The organism is Peribacillus sp. JNUCC 23, from assembly GCF_053653995.1.
The window spans coordinates 563664-582994 of sequence record NZ_CM132202.1 but is presented as its reverse complement, the minus strand read 5'-3'; the positions used below and the strand labels follow the sequence as shown (position 1 = coordinate 582994).

Here is a 19331-nt window from a genome sequence, read left to right as displayed (position 1 = left end):
GCGTTACCGTTTTTGCTGTCTTCTAAACACGACTGGCGTGACGCCTTTTTCATTTTTAAATACTTTGATAAAATACGAATGGCTATGGAAGCCGACCATATCAGATATCATCTTAACTTTATTATCTGTCTCTCTTAGCAGTTGTGCGGCTTTCTCAATCCTAACCTCATTCACATAATCGATGAAATTTTGTCCTGTCTCTTTTTTAAAAATAGCACTAAAATATGCTTGATGAAGGAATAGGATATTCGACATTTCAATTAATGAGATCTTCTCATGATAATTTGACTTCACATATTCCTTGGCAATCAGCACGTAGCGATTAACATTCTGCTCATCACTTTTCGTTAAATCATAAGACATGGTTTCCAGCATTTGTTTCAGCCATCTTTTCAATTCCTTTAGTGAATCAATCTCATAGATTTTTCCAAGTACTTGTTGATTATCTATTGATGGGAGTGCGAGCCCCTTTTCTTTAAGCCTGAAGATAAGCATAATGACGAGCTCGGAACAGGAACCACGTATTTCTGAAATTTTCTGGCCTTTTGATCGCTCCAATGCCTCGAAGAAACGGTGGATATCGTTTGAAATTTCAGTTATTTCTCCAATTAAAACAGACTCCATCAGTTTTCCCTCAATGCGGTTCACATGCTCCACTATATTATCTTGAATTATCTTATTATTTGCGAATCCTTCGTTGGCAGACAAATCCTCACGAAAGATGACCGTCTCATGTTCACTAAAATATTTATAGCTACTAGCATGGACAGCTTCATGATAAGAACGGCTAATTTCTTGGATTGATTGGGCCAAATTGCCAACCCCCACAACAATATGGGACTTTTCTTTGAATATTTCTCCAAGATTTTGTTGCAAAGAGTCTGCAAACAATAGAATTTTTGGCTTTAAATCTTTTCTTAAAACAGGCTTCTGTTCAGAGATTAATAAAATGAGACTATTCCCGTAAAACAATACAGGGACACGATAGCGCTTCCAAAAATCAATTGCAAGTTCTTTAATCTTTTGCCTAATTGAGAAGGTTGAGGTTTCTTTAAACACCCTTTCAAATGAAAAGATAACGACCCTAATGTATGGATTTTGCGCACTCCATTCTTGAGTATACTTCTGTAAGTTTGCACCTTTAATCAAATCCAATAGCATTAATTCCTGCGTATTCCACTTCTCATTTGATGCACTTACTTTTTTCAATTCTGCATCTTCATTTAATTCGCCCATCAGTTTATTAAAAACATCATAAAAATCCTCCTTATTCAATGGTTTCAACATATATCCCTTCACACCATATTGAATGGCATCCTGGGCATATTTAAAGTCATCATAAGCACTGAGGATGATGACCTTTATATCTGGGTATGATATTTTTATTTCTTTAGCGAGCTCCAACCCTGTCATTTCAGGCATAAGCACGTCAGTCAACACTACATCGGGATGTTCCTGTTCAATGAGTACTAGAGCTTCACGGCCATTTTCTGCCGCCCCAACTACTTCAAACCCAACATCAGACCATGGAAAATAACGGGTTAATCTTTCTCTAATGCTTTTTTCATCATCGACTACTACTACTTTATACAAAAACATTCAACTCCTTTTAGAAGTGTGCCTATTAATATCACTAGATTGGTTTATTAGCTCAAGTATGTTGATTATTGATGAACCATCACGAATTTCTGCCCTATTCTTTCGAAAAACAACGTCCGCTACTTTGTCCATTTAAGGATTACCATATTGGTACCTTGCTCTTATTGTATAAGAAAATGTTTAAGTATGGGGGAAAAGTTATTGAAAAAGAGCTAAATGTGGAGAACGGGGACTCTTGGCTGTTATTTTTGCTTCTGAGTATAGATTTGTAATCAGTTTGATCAAATTGATATTAATAATCTTAATAAACGATCAATAAGAAAAAGCATGTTTTGAAAAAAAAATTGATCAAAACACGCTCTTACTATATTCAATTGAATCATTATTTAAAAAGGCACAATTCCTTATACAAGAATTGTGCCCTTTTGTGGAAGATCATCGCATCCTATTTCAGCTAGATAGTTATATAAGAATGGTCATTTATTATGCTGATGGAATTACAACTGCGTTACATGCCTTTTCGTAAAACTCTATTGGCCCGGCTTCACCAATAATGGCATACTCATAACCAATATCCTTCATATCTTTTAAACAATGATGTAGTAATGAGTAACCAATCCCGTTAATCCTATTAGACATCGATACTCCCATAGGACCAAAATAACACTTTTTATTTTTATATACATCAAAAGCAGCAAAACCGACTATTTCTCCTTCAGTGTCTATAGCTATATATATCGAAGGTTCACTTAATAAAAAACCATCTTTTATTGTTTGTGACCATTCGTATGAAAAATTATGTTCTACAAACTTAACAAGCCTATTTAAATCGGTATTCTTCACTTTACGAACAATCTGTGAATTTATATTTGGGAAGCTGTAATTGCCAAGATGTGTAATCATATCTCGAGAGGTAGTACCGAGAGTTAAAATTATCTTCTTGTTTTCATCTGTTAAAAAACGATCAATCACATTAGTTTTTATTAATGCTTTAAGGATATGACCTTCATTCAGATAGACTTGGTTGTATTTTTCCATATAACTAATGGCTACTTCAAAAACTTTTTTAACTTCTTCAGTTACGGGCACATTAAAAAGGGAACTGCTAGTCAATTTTTGATCTATAGAATCATCCCTTTCCTCAATCTGAACCCTTAAGGAATATACGTCTAACGTGCTTTTCAAATATATTTCCCCAATCACACCTGCTTTTTCCTTTAAACAGGCTATAAGTAAATGTACCGGCTTTAGCACTTTACTTTTAGCAATTTCAACCTCGTTTTCCGCATTCCTTATTATTCTTAACATTCTATTAGTGAATTTAAAATTACCCAGTTTTACCTCTCCCTTTTAAGTGATTTCACTATTTTACTTCCAGGAGTAAATTTAAATCCTTATTAAAAAAAGTGCCTGATAATTCCTGCTCTAGAATTGCCCCGATTGTTGAAGATAACTAAAGCTTCTATACTGAGCCAACTATGCTAAAAATCTAGTAAGCTTCATAACAGAATGGTAAGCCAGAGACAAAAAAAGTCCACAAAGCTTTCTAAAAAGGCTTTGCGGGCTTTTTTGTTTCTTGTTTTGTATAGGTAAAAATCAATGCGATCTCTTTGGAATCTACTGCTTTCGCATGGAACTATTCTTCCCTTTTATGCCTCTTCCCAAAGACGTCGCAAATTATCCATGCTGATTTTTGACCCTTTCTTACATTCTTCCAGCCCTTCAAATTCTACTGAAACATACCCATCATAACCTGATTGTTTAATAATCTTCACAATTTCTCGCATATCAATATCTCCATGACCAACTATTGCGCCTCGTAAATAGTTACCTGCAGTAGTTGGAAACCATCCTTCCCCAGGGTTATTATAGGATGATCGTAGGTAGAAATCTTTGATATGAATCATGGACGCCAATGAAATATTCTTTTTTACAGCTGAAACCGAATCCTCGTCTACACACATAAAATTTCCAATGTCCAGTGTGGTTTTAAAATTTGTTCTGTCAACATGGTTAATAACTGTTCGAACTCGATCACTCGCCTGGATGAAATATCCGTGATTTTCTACACTTGTCGTTATTCCAAACGTTGCGGCATAATCTGCAACCTGCCTACATGCGTAAACTATACTTGGCAAATCTTCTTCAAACTGTTCTATAGAAGTTTCATTTACTGGCCGTGATGCCACATCATGGCGCATTAGTTTTACACCAAGAAGATTAGCAATATCTACTTGTTTCTTAACTCGCTCAATTTCGTTCTCATATTCTTCGTTAGTTGATGTAATGAAATTGGCACTGATTGCATAGTTAGAAATTTCAATCCCTGCGTTTTCTGCCCGTTGACGAATTGCATGAATCAAATCAGGGTCATCATCCAAGCTAAAGCCCATCGGAACCATTTCAATATGTTCCCCGCCTTGATCTGCTATCCACTGAATCGCTTCCAAAATATTAATCTCTTTCGACTGCAACGCCGAAAATAAACTATAAGAGCTTAAACCGAGTTTCATGCCTGCTCACCCCAGTAATTAGTTTCGGTATATGAATAAAAACATGTGAGATTATAATCTACAAACGGTCTTTTATATTCTAGTAAGAGTGACAGCTTGTTTTAATTTATTCGATTCATAAGCGGCCTGAACGACTTCCAATGTACGAAGCCCATCTTCTCCTGTAATGGATGGACACCGCTTACTTTTCACACAATCAATGAAATCATTTACAAGTCCAAGATCCATGTCATCGCCCCAACCAATATGCTGAACTTTTTTCTGCTGATCATTATATAAGACGAGATGCTGTTTAAAAGCATCGAGCGAAATGGTTCCTTTTGTTCCGACTATCTCCATCTTCACATCCCCCCATGTCGGGAATGTACTCGGTCGAGACCAACTAGGATCAATCGTTACAATCGTACCTGATTCTAGCTCCAATGTAACAATCCCACAATCTTCAACAGCGATATCATAAAATCTTGTATCTAGTTCGGCATACACTTGTTTCACTTCATCATTTTGTATCCATCGGATCAGATCCATCACATGAACAATATGATCAACAGCTGCTCCTCCACCTGATCGTTCTTTTTCGATAAACCACCCTCCAGGCATTTGCCCGTGATTCGTTGCCTGGATCGCTACAATTTCTCCTAGTGCTCCCGATTGAATCACTTCTCTTACTTTTTGTACAGCTGGGACAAACCGAACCGGAAAGGCTACTTGCAGGATAACTCCTTCTTCCTCACAGACACGAATCATTTCCTTTGCATCATCTACTTCTGTTGCAATTGGTTTTTCACATAAAATATGCTTTTTCATCTTCGCTGCTTCTATTACATGTTCTTTATGGTTAACGTTTTCCGAGCAAATAACTACCGAGTCAATATCTGTTTCGAGAAAGCTAGTCAGATTAGAATAATACTCACAACGAAAACGTTCTGCCATTCTACTTCCTCTTTCTATATCCTCATCCCAAATAGCGGTTAGCTCGACATCTGAATGTTCAGTTAAATGATCGGCATAACTCACAGCATGCATATGGGCAAAACTAATGATCCCTATCTTCATTTCAAGACACCTCCCTTTTTGAGTTCTACGGGTTGTCCTGATTTTGCTGAAAACCTTACACATTCCGCTATAGTAATTGCTTTAATTGCATCATTTGTTGTAATAATAGGAGTAATTCCATTTTCTATGCAGTCAACAAAATGTTGAAGTTGCTTTTCAAGAGGTGTTTGCCTAACAACATAGCTAGGAACTGCAACCCTTTCCTGTCCCACTTTTTCCTCATCAAACAGTTCTAACACAATTGGTTCTTGATCACGGCTTTGATACGCAATCATCCCCTTGCTTCCGGCTAATTCGAAGGAACTTACAAATTTTTTTGAGCCCCATGATACCTCTAGATGGGCTATTACTCCCGATTCAAACCTTAATGTAATAAGTGCATATTCAAGATTCTCTCGTTTGATCTGTTTCGCCATTACGCGCTCAACCTCGCCAAATGTCCAACGGAGCCAATCAATATCATGAATACCCAAATCTAATACAATGCCGCCGCTTTTGGATTCATCGTTATACCACACATCATGGCCTTTTGGATATGGGCCACATCTTGATAATCTCATGATACCGGGTTGTCCAATTGCACCACTTAACACTTGCTTTCTCGCTTCAATGTATTCAGGAGAAAATCGTAATACATGCCCAACACAAAGAGGAACATTATATTGCTCACATATATCGACAATTCTTTTCGCCACTTTAGAATTTACTGCTAATGGTTTTTCACAAATAACCGCTTTCCCTGCTTGTGCTGCAATCTGAACCACTTCTTCATGAAGATGCGTCGGAACACAGACGTCAACAATATCAATTGGTATTTGCCGAAGCGCTTCTTGTAAATCATCGAAGCCTCTAACATTATACTGTGCTGCAAGATGGGTTGTGTTTTGTTTGGTTCGACCAACGACCGCAACCACTTCGCATCCATTCACATTTACCCATTCTTCCAAATGCATAGTTCCCATTGTACCTGTACCAACAACAGCCACTCTACTCATCTTTTTCACACCTCATTTTTCATTTACTTGGCATTAACAAACGGCAGAAGCTGACATAAATTCCGATAAATGAATCGCCTGACCTGTTTCACTGGATGTATTCGCAGCTAGTGTGACAGCTAACGTTTTCACCGCTTCTTCATAAGGAGCTAACACTAATTCCTTTTTGTTAAAACGAACAGCATCAATAAATGCACGATCTTGTTCTCCGTAAAAGTCCAATTTAGATTTATAGGAAATGGTTGTGTCTTTATCAATGATGTGTAAAGTTGTATTATCGAGCACTACTCTAAAATCTCGCCCTAAAATTTCTAATCCGGAATAATGATCTGCCTGTGTAAAAGAAGAAACAAGATTTCCAATCGCACCTGATGCAAACGTTAAATTTACCGATGTCACATCTGGTATATCGATATCTGGAATATCCCCCATCACTTGCAATGCCATATTTGCATAGACAGTGTTCACATCCCCTGCTAAATAACGGATTAAATCAAGCGTGTGCGTTGATTGTTCCACTAATTGCCCACCCGACTTATCCATTACGCGATACCAAGGCGTTTGCACAAATGATGTAATATAATGACCACGTACCATTGCTATTTGCTTATCTTGTAAGTACTCTTTCGCTTTTGAAATCGTATCCAAATAACGTAAGCAATAACCCGATGCGCATATAATCCCAGCTTCCTTAATTGCTTTTGCTTTCGCTATGACATTTTCCATCTCAAGTCCCAGTGGTTTTTCAACCATTAAATGAATCCCACGTGCAGCTGCTTTTTCTTCGATATTCCCGTGCGCAAAAGGCGGAACGCAAACAAATAGTGCGTCTATTATTTCATTTTCGAGCATTTCATCTACATCGGTATAACTTTTGGCTCCATACTGTTCTCCCACTTGCTTTACTCTCTCGGTGGAAATATCACATACCGCTACAATTGTTGCATGTTCATTTTGGTTGATATGTTCTAAGTGCACCGCAGCAATGCCACCGACTCCGATAAAACCAACTTTTACGTTTTCCAAATTATTTCCTCCCCCTATACTCTTTGTATCGTTGGATCGATTGCTAAAATTACATCCATGACGCACACTATCGTTTTAAAGTACATAGCGAAATATGGTAAGTCTAACTCAGCCTAATTCACAAGATTTTCACCAATTGCATGTGTACCCAGTGTTCAAAGTATCCGAAATGAATTCTATTCCGGATTTCAGAATATATGCACCCCATAGTCGAAAGTCGACTCGTCAATGTAACGTATCATAGCATGCTAGACTATTTAAATATTGGTCCGATTATGTGCTCGCCGTGATAGTCTTGTCAGAAAGTATTACGATTTCTCCATCTTTATCAGCTGAACAAATTTCAGCTTCAATTATTTCGAGAGATCCTAATGTACTTTCAGGTGTTGCAACTGAGATTAGGGTATTATTGAGAATAGAATGGACGAAATAACTAATTTCTCGATAATATCCTCTGTCTGATGAAAGCTCTGCGATAAAACCTGATGCATGATTTGGATTTACTTTGACTTGGTCGTTCTCAAATACGATATTTCCTCGTTCAAAATTAACACGGTAAGTCATGGAGAAGCCATAATCACCTTGTAAAGTCCAGTCCGCCTGAGCATTCAACACTTTGTTATCTTCATATATATAGTTGGTTGAAACAATATCATAGCCACTACCCGGAACGACGGTGCGTCCTAGTGAAGATACTTTTTCTGGTTTACCAAATAGCCAATGGATCATATCAGTATCATGAATATGCATATCCAGCATACTGCCACCACTTTTTTCTTTTTCTCTATACCAGCCATTTGGGGTCGCGCCACCTCTGAAAAAATACCCGCTGGTTACTTTTCCGTAGCGTTCATCCTCAACACAATTTTTCAAGTATTCGTACGCTGGCCAAAAACGCAGACATTGACCGATCATTAGATTTTTTCCAGTTCTCTTTGCAGTTTCTACCATACGGGTTCCTTCAACAGAGTTTAACGCCATTGGTTTTTCACAAAATACATGATAACCGCGTTCTAATAGATCACACGAAACATCTGCATGTAAATAGGTAGGCAATGCAATGTCTATAATGTCTAACTGTTCATTTTTTAACATATCTTCCATATCTGAATATAACCGGAATGACGATAAGTCGTAGGACGATTGGTCAGTTGAAATATTTCCTACCACTTTTTCATTTTTTAATTCCTCTATACGAATATCGCAGATCGCTGTCAATTCTATTGGAACCCCTTCTGCTGCCAAACGGAGATAATTTTCAAAATGCATATGCCCCATAAAACCGAAACCAATTAATCCTACTTTTAACATACTATCTTCTCCTTTCTTTTTCTTACTTCACAGAACCTCTTAAAATAGCATCCATTGATCTAGAAGTATTATAGATAATTTGTGTGGAATGGTGTGTATACGCTGGAATCATTTCTGCTGTAACATAGTTGCTATAACCAATATCACGAAGTGCATCAATGACTGCTGGATAATTTACATCTCCCGCAAGTAGATCTACGAAACCTGCAAGCCCGCCCACTTCACGACGGTAATCTTTTAAGTGTACTTTTTTAATCCGTTCCCCTAAGATTTGGATCCAATGTTCTGGATACCCTGAATACACGACGTTACCAACATCGAAATAAGATCCAACATATTCCGACCCAACAGTATCAATAAAACTTCTCATTTCTAGTGGCGACAGTAAGAATTTATTCCATACATTCTCGATACCTATGTTGACTCCTGATGCCTTAGCATCATTAGACAATTCTTGCATCGCTTCAAGTGCAAACTCGTAAGCCTTTTCGTAATTGACAACTTTGTCATTTGATTGAAGATCTGCATTGACACCCCCTGGGATTACCAGAATAGTATCGACTTCAAATGCCGCTGCAAGTTCTAACTGCCTTTTACAAATATCGATTGCCTTCTGGCGCATTTTGGCATCTCCACTTGTCATAGAATAGGACCAATACAATCCCGTCGCAAACCCACAAATTTCAAGCCCAATATCATCCATCAAAGCACGGATTTCTCTAATTTTTTCATCACTAGTTTGCAGTCCCAATTCACCTGTTTCAGTTAATGCCAATTCAATCCCATCAAAGCCTGCATCTTTAGCAATGCGGCTACATTCAGAGATTGACATGCCCTCCGGAAAAGACCAAATATTAATACCTTTTTTCATTTTAAATGCCTCCCTAATAATCGTTTCATTTCATAAATAAATACATATTCAGCAATCTCACTTTTTCCAATATAACTGATATTCCTAATGTATGTTTACGCTTACATCCGATCGATCAACTAAAGACTTGGATGAAGTTAGACCATAGTACTACTTTTGCACAATACCTACTATATTGATATTAAAGTTTGAGTGTGCTATTAATTAACTAACTACAATTAGTATAACAACCTTTTATAGAAAAAATTTAGAGGAAGGAGAGTCATTTTTGTACAATCCCGACTTAATTTTTCCCAGACGACAGTATGCTTCTTTCAGTGAATGGTCGCCAAGCATTCACTATGCACAATTTCAAAAGCTGCCTCCTGGCCAATTACCAGAAAGACGTATCTACGATTTCGAATTACTGTATGTCCAACAAGGTGAAGCTTCAACAATACTCAATGGCCAACGCTATACCCTGTCTGCTGGACAATTGATTTTCATACCTGCAGGCGTTTATCATCAAAATGAGGTAATTTCATCTCCAAATGCACAATTTCTTGGGATTCACTTTGACTTTTTTGGTGATTTGGATATTCAGACTGAAGCAGATATCGTTGTTAATGAGTCAGCTGTACAGTTGGACAAGTTCGGGATTGAAGCCATTGCGGAATCATTTGCTCCACTTTCGACTAATCCGTTATACACACCCTCATTATCATGTGTTCAATTGATGAAACAACTTGTGCATGAATTTACGATGCGTCCTCTCGGTTACACCTTGATTTGCAAAGCACTTTTGCTAAATATTCTTGGTCTTTTGTTACGTACGCAAACAGAATATAATCCATCTCATTTTCCATTGCACGGCGATCGAATCCTTGAATTAATGGCGGTAATTGAAGAAAGTCCCTCCGAACCATGGACCAATCAAATGCTTGCAAAACAATTAAATATGAATGATGACCATATGAGTAAAATATTCAAAAAGATTGCGGGCATGCCGCCTGGCGAATATGTGCAGATGATTCGTCTCCGTAAAGCAAGGCTACTGTTACGTGAAACCAACCTTTCAATAGAAGAAGTCGGGAGAGAAATTGGTTATGCCGACATTCATTACTTTAGTCGTCTCTTCCGAAAATATGAAGGAATTTCTCCAAGCAAATATCGCAATCTATCACGCATTTTATAGATCCATGTGATGCAATAGGAGAACTTTACGTTCGACTTTCATTTTTCCGGATATTTACAAAACAATTACGAGCCAGAAATCGAATTTGTGCGCCAGATTTGCATATTTTCGTGCGGAAATCTACACTTTTCGAGCGAGATTTGAGATTTACGCGCAGTTTAACATTTTCCATTTCCTTCGCCAAGCCTCTAATTATCATAAAAAACAAGCGATGCCCTTCAGCTCACTTGGGCCAAAGGGCATTGCTTGATCTTAGATGTCGTATAAGTATGTAAACTGGTAGCTCAGATCAGCACTATAAGTGATTCATCTTCTACTCCTGTTACAGGCTACTTCCCTGTATTGAAACAGGAAAACTCTAAAATCTTCGGTGTTTTGATTGATTCAGATACAACTAATTTTAAAGCATTTGTACGAATCGATCCTAATTCATCAATTTTTTTATGCCCGATTGCTGATCCATTAGCCACGTTATGCCAGGTGCCACTTTGCCAAGCTTGAATTTCATATTTTCCTATTCGTTCACCAAATTGGATATCTTCCTTCAGGATTACATGATCGATATCCAGTTCAGATGGTAATTCCAAAATCAGTTCAGTTCCTTCTCCAGTACAAACGGCAAGCGGATTTGAAAATCTATTTTTTATTTCATTACCGAATTCTAGTACTCTATCTTCATCAAGTTTAGGTATTAATCCCCTATTATCAGGTGCAATATTTAATAATAAATTCGTCCCATGCCCAACTGAATGGTAGTAGATATCAAGTAATCCATCGATGGAGAGAAGGCTATCTTCATCGTTAGGATGCCAAAACCAATGATTTTTCCTGATCGGAACGTCACACTCAGCCGGAAGCCATTCAGGTGTTCCAGGTAGCCAATTTACTTCTTCATTTGTAAACATACTTGTTCTCGCTTTTCCCTTTGAATTCCAACATGGATAAGGTGCCACACCGTCTTCATTCCCTACCCATCGAATAGTCGGCTGTCCCATGTTAAATCTCATCGCATCAGGTTGATTTTTTTTTACAACTCCTATAATTCGTGCCCAATCATACTCTCTTTCTTCAGAGCCAGCACCATCGAACCAGACCTCAACAATAGATCCATATCCTGTCAAAAGTTCAGTTAATTGACTGCAATAAAAATCATCATATGCCTGCTTGTCCTGGTAACAAGGTTCATGGCGATCCCATGGTGACAAATAGATCCCAAAAAGGATCCCTTCTTCCTGACAAGCTTCTGCACATTCTCGGACAATATCACCTTGACCATTTTTCCACGGACTATTCTTAACTGAATAGTCCGTTGTTTCTGTTGGCCAAAGGCAAAATCCATCATGATGCTTAGCAGTAAGAATAAAGTATTTAAATCCTGCCTTTTTGGCAAGTTTTACCCATTGTCTTGCATCCAGTTCTGCCGGATTAAATAGGCTTGGTGAATCCGTGCCCTCTCCCCATTCTTGATTGCAAAAGGTATTAATCCCGTAGTGGACAAACATTCCTAACTCAAGATTTTGCCATGCAATTTGCTGTTCTGTCGGTACTGCAATCTTTGTTTCAACCATCTATTAAAACCACCTAACGGTTAAAATTTCATATCTAAATTGAAACTTTTTTTTAATCAATCAAAATATAGTTTTAATCACTTTAAAATATAAGCTCGCTTAATTTCTCTTACAGATAATTTCCAAATCAAAATGTATTGTTCGGTTTATCCTTCAATAATTTCTTTTTTTATAAAAGTTCAACTACATTGAAATGCAGTGCCACTTTCCGAAAGGATTATCCTAAAACGGGCGTATCAACAAATGTTACACCTTGTTTATGGTTGTGTAATTCTAATAAAATAATCTCATTTTCTCCTTCATGTAAGAATGGTGCTGGTACATAAAGTGTTTGTTGCGGACCAACCTCCCAGTATCGACCAAGATTGTGACCATTCACAAACACGACTCCTTTTGTCCAGTTCGACACATCTATGAACGTATCGGCCACCTCATTAACTGTCAAGATACCTCGATGAAAATAGGGATGATTTTCTTCCGTTTCACAATTGGAAAACTGCAAATGATTGATTTCATTTAACGGGATTGGGTAAACCGTCCAATCAAATAAAAATTGATTCCCCATTCTTACCCCTTCTGTTATCCCTTTAAAATCGACAAGGAATGGACCATAATTAATACGTCCCATATTCTCGACAATAATTTGCAACGTTGTCTCTTCCTCAGTAATATCAACATCTATCCGAGATTCGCCACTAATTCGGTCGACTAACCCAACATACTTGCCATTCAAATAGACTTGCCCACGATCATGGACATTTTGAACGGTCATGGATTGTTTGCCATAAGCTCCTTTAATAACTGTTTCATAAACGATAAATCCATAGTCCTGGCCATAATACTCCATCGATAAAGGAGCTTGGCTATGCTGTGGAGCAGAAAGATGATTCAATGAATCTAACAATGCAACACGCTCCGTAAATTGGACTTCACTGTATTGTTTCTTCGCTATGATTGGCGGTAATTTCATCTCTGGCAAATCAACATATTTTTCAAAAACCTTCCGTACAGCAAAGAATTTTTCTGTAACATCTCCTGATTCCGTCAATACCCCATCATAATCATAGCTAGTTATGGTAGGCTGATAGATGGCCTCGTTATGGTTTGCACCATTATAAAAACCAAAATTCGTCCCACCATGTGCCATATAGAAATTAACAGATCCATTTTGTTGCAATATCTCCTCTAACTCCTCCACAACATTGTCCGAGGATCTTGTATGGTGCTCCTCCCCCCAATGATCAAACCAGCCATGCCAAAATTCCATACACATTAATGGAGCTTTCGGCTGATAAAGCGTTAATTGTTCAAATGCCGACTTCGCTCGCGATCCAAAATTCACGGTTTCAAGCACATCTTCAATCATTCCACCATTTAACATACTGTGGTCAGGACCATCAGACGTGAAGATCAGTTCATCACCTATTCTTTTCTTGATATCGTCACGCATATATTTTAAGTATTTTTGATCATTCCCGAAGCTCCCATATTCATTTTCTACTTGTATAGCAATAATGGGTCCGCCATTTGAACGTAATAATGGCTGCAAGCGCTTAAATAGGACATTGAAATACGCCTCTACTTTTTCTAAATATGGCTCATTGTAACAACGTAATTTGATGTTCGGAACTGTCATGAGCCAATATGGAAATCCACCAAATTCCCACTCTGCACATATATAAGGTCCAGGTCTAACAATGACATGAAGGCCGACCTTCTCAGCCGTTTTAATAAAACGTTCAATGTCTGCAATGCCCTCAAAAACAAATTTCCCTTCTTCTGGTTCATGTATATTCCATGCAACATAGGTTTCTACTGTATTAAATCCACATTCTCTCAGTTTGATAAGTCGATCTTCCCAGTATTCAGGTACTGTTCTAAAATAATGCATCGCACCACTTAATAATAAAGTTTCTTTACCATCCATTAAAAATGATTTTTCATTAAACGTTAACATTGACAATTTCTCCTTCTTCTAAAGTTGTATATGCCTATCTTTAAACTTTTACCGTCTCTTTTAATGCCTGTTGAAAGAGACTCTGACACTTTTGGTTTTTAACCATCTCAAGAGAGATCACCCGTCTACCGCTTCTATTCTTTTATCTTCTTTTCCTTCTTCGCAAACGATGATCGAATCCTCTGATTCAAATGTAAAAAGAATATCCGCTTTACATTTCACACCCAATTTACGGACCAACATCCGATCCCATGATATCGATACCTCAGAGCCTCCGCGAGTGCGAACACCAGATAATGAGCCTTTTCACCATGTCGATGGAAGGGCGGGTAATAATTCAACCATTTCTAAGTCAGAAGTACTGTATTTCTTCACTCCTTCATCTGTATCAAGTACCTCTTCTAATGAAAATTCAACACGCTTGAAAAGATGTTGGTAGTCTTGAATATGCTCTTCTTTCAGCTCCTCATAAGATATACTCATAGCTTTTGAAAGATTGACTTCATTTAGGATAAAAGATTCATATAACATTCTCCCATTCTTAAAGAGGATGTTTAAAAAGTCTGGTAAAAAAGCTTGCGATTGCATCAAAGCTCTCTCTCTCTGGTCCTCACGTATTACTGCATGCGGAAAGGATCACTCGCAGAACTTCTCGGCTCTTTTTATCCTCCTTATTGAACACGCACTTAAACATTTTATTTTCATCCTAGTTTCATAGTAAATGAATACTGATATGACCGATTCGAAAATATTGTGAATTCAGGGTGCGTCTTTGCATTCCAGGAATCATCTCCACCAACACCCATTTGCTTATGGTTGATCCGTAAATACGTTTTTGTTCGTTCAGGCAATTGGTACGGATGGCCTGCTTCTTGTAGCTCTGTTGCCGAATAGCCACCTGCGTTTACCTCTAGTAATGAATCACTTGTTACTTGAAGATTGATTCCTAGATTATTATTAATTTCAAAAGAGCGAATGCCAGTTTTATTCCCATTTTCTTGTGGTTTTATATATGGTACAAATTCGTTCGTTACTGCGGAAACGTAACGCCCTACCTTCGCACCCTTCTCACGGTCCCAATGATTTTCATGTGGGCCCTTCCCGTACCATGCAATATTTTCAAATGATTTAACTAATGGAACGAGCATCCCAATTTCCGGAATTTCTGGCAGAGCCTTATTTGGAATCAGTTCAAAACGAACTCGAATTTCACCATCTCCAGTGATTTCATAATCAATATTACATAATGAAATTGGAGATGTTTGTAATTCAAAAACTGTCTTTACGCTTACGATTTTGTCTGTGTTTTTCACCACATCTAACTGCTGTAATATAGCCTTTTCACCTGCATGTTCCCATATAGCAGCACGCTGATCTAATTTATTGCCTCGATCATTATCGGTAAGCGCTCTCCAAAAATTCGGTACAATTGAATCCGCTAATACATCGATTCCATCTTTCTTTAACGAAGTAATCAACCCTGTTGATTTACTTATGACAAGATCAAATGCTTCACCTTTCAATTGTAATTCTTCATTCGTTTCCTCAATTGTTTGGAACGACTGACTCGGTTCTAATTGTTTTAAGCTTCTATCTGATAGGACAAATTGATCAAATGCAATTTCATAGCCTTTTTCAGCCCATAGTTGATCCTTTGTTAAATGGAAACTTACAGTTATGATATATTCACCGCCGTCTTTCACGAATTTCGTGATTACATCATTTAAGTCAATGACCTTTGAAGTTAATGCTTCACAAGAAAAGCTTACTTGATCACTTCCAATCTCTTCCCCATCTCTAAGCATCGTCCATCTTAATTCATATTCATTGATATTTGTGAAAAGATGTTTATTCACAATAGTACATATGCCATTTTCAAAATGAACATCAATTGGTTGATAGCATTTCTTCACCTCAAATATCTTCGGTGTTAATGAGCCATCAGCAAACACGAGACCGTTTCCTGAGAAATTACCGTCATGTGGTGATTCGCCAAAATCGCCACCATACGCTAAATATAAGTCTCCTGTTTCAGCAGTCGTTTGAATGGCTTGATCTTTAAAGTCCCAAATAAAACCGCCTTGTAAAATCGGATATTTATTAAATAAATCCGTATACTGATACAAATTCCCTACAGAATTCCCCATTGCATGTGCATATTCACAAACGATATAAGGCTTTGCAGGAACATCGCTCTTCTCTGCATTCAGCGCATACTCTTCCAATTTCAATGGATGTTCATACATCATACTTTCAATTTCTGAAGCCTCACTCGACGGACGATAATGCGCTACACCTTCGTAGTGAATAAGGCGAGTTGGATCTTCCTTTTTCATATGTTCTTTCATTTTAATAAAATTACTTCCACCAAATGACTCATTGCCAAGCGACCAAATAATGATAGAAGAGTGATTCTTATCGCGATGTAGCATGGAATGACATCGATCAATAACATTTGCCGTCCATTCTTCTTTATCCCCAGGGATCGCATCATTAATTTCTGTTTGTCCATAGCTCCATGAACCGTGCGTCTCTAAATTTGTCTCATCAATAACATATAATCCGTATTGATCACATAATTCATAAAAGTATGGGTGGTTCGGATAATGTGACGTTCTAACCGCATTAATATTATGCCTTTTCATTGTGATAACATCTTGAAGCATATCTTCTTTCGTAATAGATCGGCCTCTAAGATGTGAAAACTCGTGACGATTTACTCCATTGAACAGCACTCTCTTCCCATTTATCAACATAAGGCTGTCTTTAATTTCAATTTTCCGAAAACCGACTTTACAGCTCTGTGCTTCCAATATCGTCCCGTCCATACTCTTTACAACAATAACAAATGAGTATAGTGTTGGTTGTTCAGCACTCCAAAGGGAAGGAGAGATTATTTTTTTCTCAAATCGTAGCTCCGCTTCCTCCGTTCCTTGTAAATAATTTTCTACGACTATCTCGTTACAAATTATTTGACCATCTTGATCATACAAATATGCTTCAATTGTTACAGGCTCTTGGGACGAGCAAGCATAATTAGATACCTTCATGTTGACTAGAAGGTCTGCATTCTCATATTGTTCATCCAATTCTGTTCGTACAAAATAATCAGAAACGTGAACGACAGGTGTCGTATATAGATAAACATCTCTAAAGATTCCACTTAAACGCCAAAAATCCTGATCCTCCAACCAGCTTGCATCACTCCAACGATAAACCTCAACCGCTAGCTTATTAGATCCTTCTACTAAATAAGGAGAGATATCAAACTCACTCGGTGTAAAGCTATCTTCACCGTACCCTACCAAATCTCCATTGATCCATACGTAAAAAGCAGATTCTACTCCTGCAAAGTGGATATATACAGGTTGATTTTCCCACTCTTTCGGGATATCAAAGTATGTACTATATTGACCAACTGGGTTATATTTTGTTGGAGCAAAGGGCGCTTTTATCTTCTCTTGTTCTTCCCAAGGATAACGAACATTCGTATATTGCGGATAATCATACCCTTGAAATTGCCAATGAGATGGTACTTGAATCTGTTTCATTTGACTTTCATTAAAACCGACTTGATAAAAACCTTGGCTTTTACTTTCAGGATTCTTTGAAAAGGAAAATTGCCATTCACCATTCAATAGTTTACAATTTGGTGATGCCATGCGATCTACAGACAGCGCATCTTCCATCGTCAGAAATGGCATACTTGTAGCATGAGCAGGCAATCGATTTAGTTGAAAAATTTCCGGATTATTATTCCACTCTGGATAGCCATTACTTGGGGGTGTATATGCAAACCTCTCTTTACTCTTACATCTGGTTTTATTCAATTCAGATTCCCTCACTATCATATATATTTTTTCATTATTTGTTCTCGTGTATCTCGTTCAAAATACAAAGTTTCCAACACTACTTCTATCTCAAGTGTTTCAAAGGAATGATGATCAATAACAGATCCTATATTTTAATTTGGAACATCAAATTTGTTGAACGAGTCATCATAAGATAAACGCGAATCCGCTATAAGCTCCTGACCATTTGTAATGAGCAGATCTTGTCCCTTCATAGTATTCATCCTAATATATGAAGGAAATTGTTGTTCATCGGTATTTCCTTCTATTACAACACCCTTACATGTGTCAAATTCATAGAATACATCATGAACTCTGGTGTACTCTGTTTGAATGCCACTAGATAAAGAGAAGTCATTTCCACTTTCTATACCCATTGTCAACTCGCTTGGGGGTGTCTTACTATTCGGTTATTTTTGATGATTAAATTTTCAACATTTTCTGCTGAAACAACACATTCATGATGCATGAAAAAGATATTGTCCCCTATCGTAATGTTTTTATGGATTGGAACAGATGATCCTTTCTCTTCAAGTGGAATTGGATGAATATATATGGCAGGCTTACGATAATTAAATCCTTCATCTAGAAATTATTGAAAGATTCTGTAATTATGAACCGCACTTCTTTTTGATGAATGTTTGCTCACCTTTACTATAAAACACGCAACATATGCAATAACAAGAATCTATGAAAAATAATCTCCTAGGAATGTTTGCTCGTCTCAATCATCAAGAAGATCGCCGAATTCTTTCACCCCGTCCAGCCGTTCAGTATTTGCCATGACAACCAATAGAAGGGGTTCTCCTTTTGTAACGATTGAGGATAGATAAGGGATCTTTGAAACATCAATTCCGGTTATCGTTTCCGGGTCTTTAACCGAAGGATATTTTCTTACTTTCCAATCATCAAACACATGAAAATTACTCAAATCATATAAGTTACCATCTTCATTAAATTGTTGAAAGACTTCTTTATCTACAAGAAGAACATCCACTTCTTTCGCTGCTATTTCAGCCGCTAGCTTTTGGAGTTTTAATACTGCTTCTGAATTATTCGGGATATCGCTCGTATTTATTGCCTGAACGGATAGCTTCTTTTTATTATGATCCAGTAATCCTTTTTCTAGCTCATTTCGTAATTCTTTTGCTTGGTCATCGATAATATTATCTTTAACAATATGAATTGATAACAATTCCTTTTGTTGATTTGCAAAAGTATTGAAGCCCATCGCAAGAAAGCAAAGGACAACAATTACACCAATTACATGAAATGAATAATATTCAATCAAATACTCTATTTTTTCTTTCATCGATAAAGGCCGCAATTGTTCTTTTAACTTTTTCAATAAACCCTCTCCTTTTTTTCTTGATTATATCATGCATACAATTAACATTATAAAGCGCTTTC

General features: G+C 37.4%; 16 protein-coding genes. 1 reads left to right on the top strand and 15 read right to left on the bottom strand.

What is annotated here, in order from left to right; genetic code table 11:
• Positions 1–3: 3 nt before the first annotated feature.
• The 8 genes from JNUCC23_RS02945 to JNUCC23_RS02910 all read right to left on the bottom strand — a co-directional run bounded on the left by JNUCC23_RS02945 (position 4) and on the right by JNUCC23_RS02910 (position 9371).
• Positions 4–1593 carry a response regulator gene (locus JNUCC23_RS02945; RefSeq protein WP_454214209.1) on the bottom strand — a complete coding sequence of 530 codons (1590 nt, stop codon included), beginning with the start codon at positions 1591–1593 and terminating at the stop codon, positions 4–6.
• A 489-nt stretch (positions 1594–2082) separates the two neighbouring features.
• Positions 2083–2784: a GNAT family N-acetyltransferase gene (locus JNUCC23_RS02940; protein ID WP_454214207.1), complete on the bottom strand. Its 702-nt coding sequence runs from the start codon at positions 2782–2784 to the stop codon at positions 2083–2085.
• Between the two features lie 464 nt (positions 2785–3248).
• Complete coding sequence (locus tag JNUCC23_RS02935) at positions 3249–4112, bottom strand: sugar phosphate isomerase/epimerase family protein (protein ID WP_454214205.1); 864 nt, start codon at positions 4110–4112, stop codon at positions 3249–3251.
• Between the two features lie 72 nt (positions 4113–4184).
• Positions 4185–5168: a Gfo/Idh/MocA family protein gene (locus tag JNUCC23_RS02930; RefSeq protein WP_454214203.1), complete on the bottom strand. Its 984-nt coding sequence runs from the start codon at positions 5166–5168 to the stop codon at positions 4185–4187.
• Positions 5165–6163: a Gfo/Idh/MocA family protein gene (locus tag JNUCC23_RS02925; protein ID WP_062184689.1), complete on the bottom strand. Its 999-nt coding sequence runs from the start codon at positions 6161–6163 to the stop codon at positions 5165–5167. The genes JNUCC23_RS02930 and JNUCC23_RS02925 overlap by 4 nt, the downstream gene beginning before the upstream one ends.
• Positions 6164–6196: 33 nt before the next feature.
• The gene (locus tag JNUCC23_RS02920) at positions 6197–7189 is read right to left on the bottom strand and encodes a Gfo/Idh/MocA family protein (protein WP_062184692.1); all 993 of its coding nucleotides are present in this window, start codon (positions 7187–7189) and stop codon (positions 6197–6199) included.
• A 273-nt stretch (positions 7190–7462) separates the two neighbouring features.
• Positions 7463–8500, bottom strand: a complete 1038-nt coding sequence (locus JNUCC23_RS02915; RefSeq protein WP_403074904.1) for a Gfo/Idh/MocA family protein — start codon at positions 8498–8500, stop codon at positions 7463–7465.
• 22 nt (positions 8501–8522) lie between these two features.
• On the bottom strand, positions 8523–9371 hold the full coding sequence (locus JNUCC23_RS02910) for a sugar phosphate isomerase/epimerase family protein (protein WP_062184698.1): 849 nt from the start codon (positions 9369–9371) through the stop codon (positions 8523–8525).
• 268 nt (positions 9372–9639) lie between these two features.
• Here JNUCC23_RS02910 and JNUCC23_RS02905 point away from each other — a divergent pair, with 268 nt between their 5' ends.
• Positions 9640–10545, top strand: a complete 906-nt coding sequence (locus tag JNUCC23_RS02905) for an AraC family transcriptional regulator (protein WP_454214199.1) — start codon at positions 9640–9642, stop codon at positions 10543–10545.
• A gap of 329 nt (positions 10546–10874) precedes the next feature.
• Here the strand turns inward: JNUCC23_RS02905 and JNUCC23_RS02900 are convergent, their stop codons facing one another.
• The 7 genes from JNUCC23_RS02900 to JNUCC23_RS02870 form a co-directional block, all read right to left on the bottom strand.
• Positions 10875–12113 carry an alpha-L-fucosidase gene (locus tag JNUCC23_RS02900; RefSeq protein ID WP_454214197.1) on the bottom strand — a complete coding sequence of 413 codons (1239 nt, stop codon included), beginning with the start codon at positions 12111–12113 and terminating at the stop codon, positions 10875–10877.
• A 217-nt stretch (positions 12114–12330) separates the two neighbouring features.
• Entirely contained in the window at positions 12331–14070 is a 1740-nt protein-coding gene (locus JNUCC23_RS02895; RefSeq protein ID WP_403074913.1) for a glycoside hydrolase family 35 protein, read from the bottom strand.
• Positions 14071–14187: 117 nt separating this feature from the next.
• Positions 14188–14310 carry a hypothetical protein gene (locus JNUCC23_RS02890; RefSeq protein ID WP_454214195.1) on the bottom strand — a complete coding sequence of 41 codons (123 nt, stop codon included), beginning with the start codon at positions 14308–14310 and terminating at the stop codon, positions 14188–14190.
• Positions 14311–14376: 66 nt separating this feature from the next.
• Positions 14377–14661 (bottom strand): hypothetical protein, encoded by a 285-nt coding sequence (locus JNUCC23_RS02885; protein WP_454214193.1) that lies wholly within the window; start codon positions 14659–14661, stop codon positions 14377–14379.
• A 110-nt stretch (positions 14662–14771) separates the two neighbouring features.
• Positions 14772–17900, bottom strand: a complete 3129-nt coding sequence (locus JNUCC23_RS02880; protein WP_454214191.1) for a glycoside hydrolase family 2 TIM barrel-domain containing protein — start codon at positions 17898–17900, stop codon at positions 14772–14774.
• A 134-nt stretch (positions 17901–18034) separates the two neighbouring features.
• Complete coding sequence (locus JNUCC23_RS02875; RefSeq protein ID WP_454214189.1) at positions 18035–18298, bottom strand: hypothetical protein; 264 nt, start codon at positions 18296–18298, stop codon at positions 18035–18037.
• A 347-nt stretch (positions 18299–18645) separates the two neighbouring features.
• Positions 18646–19269: a hypothetical protein gene (locus JNUCC23_RS02870; protein ID WP_454214187.1), complete on the bottom strand. Its 624-nt coding sequence runs from the start codon at positions 19267–19269 to the stop codon at positions 18646–18648.
• Positions 19270–19331: the final 62 nt, after the last annotated feature.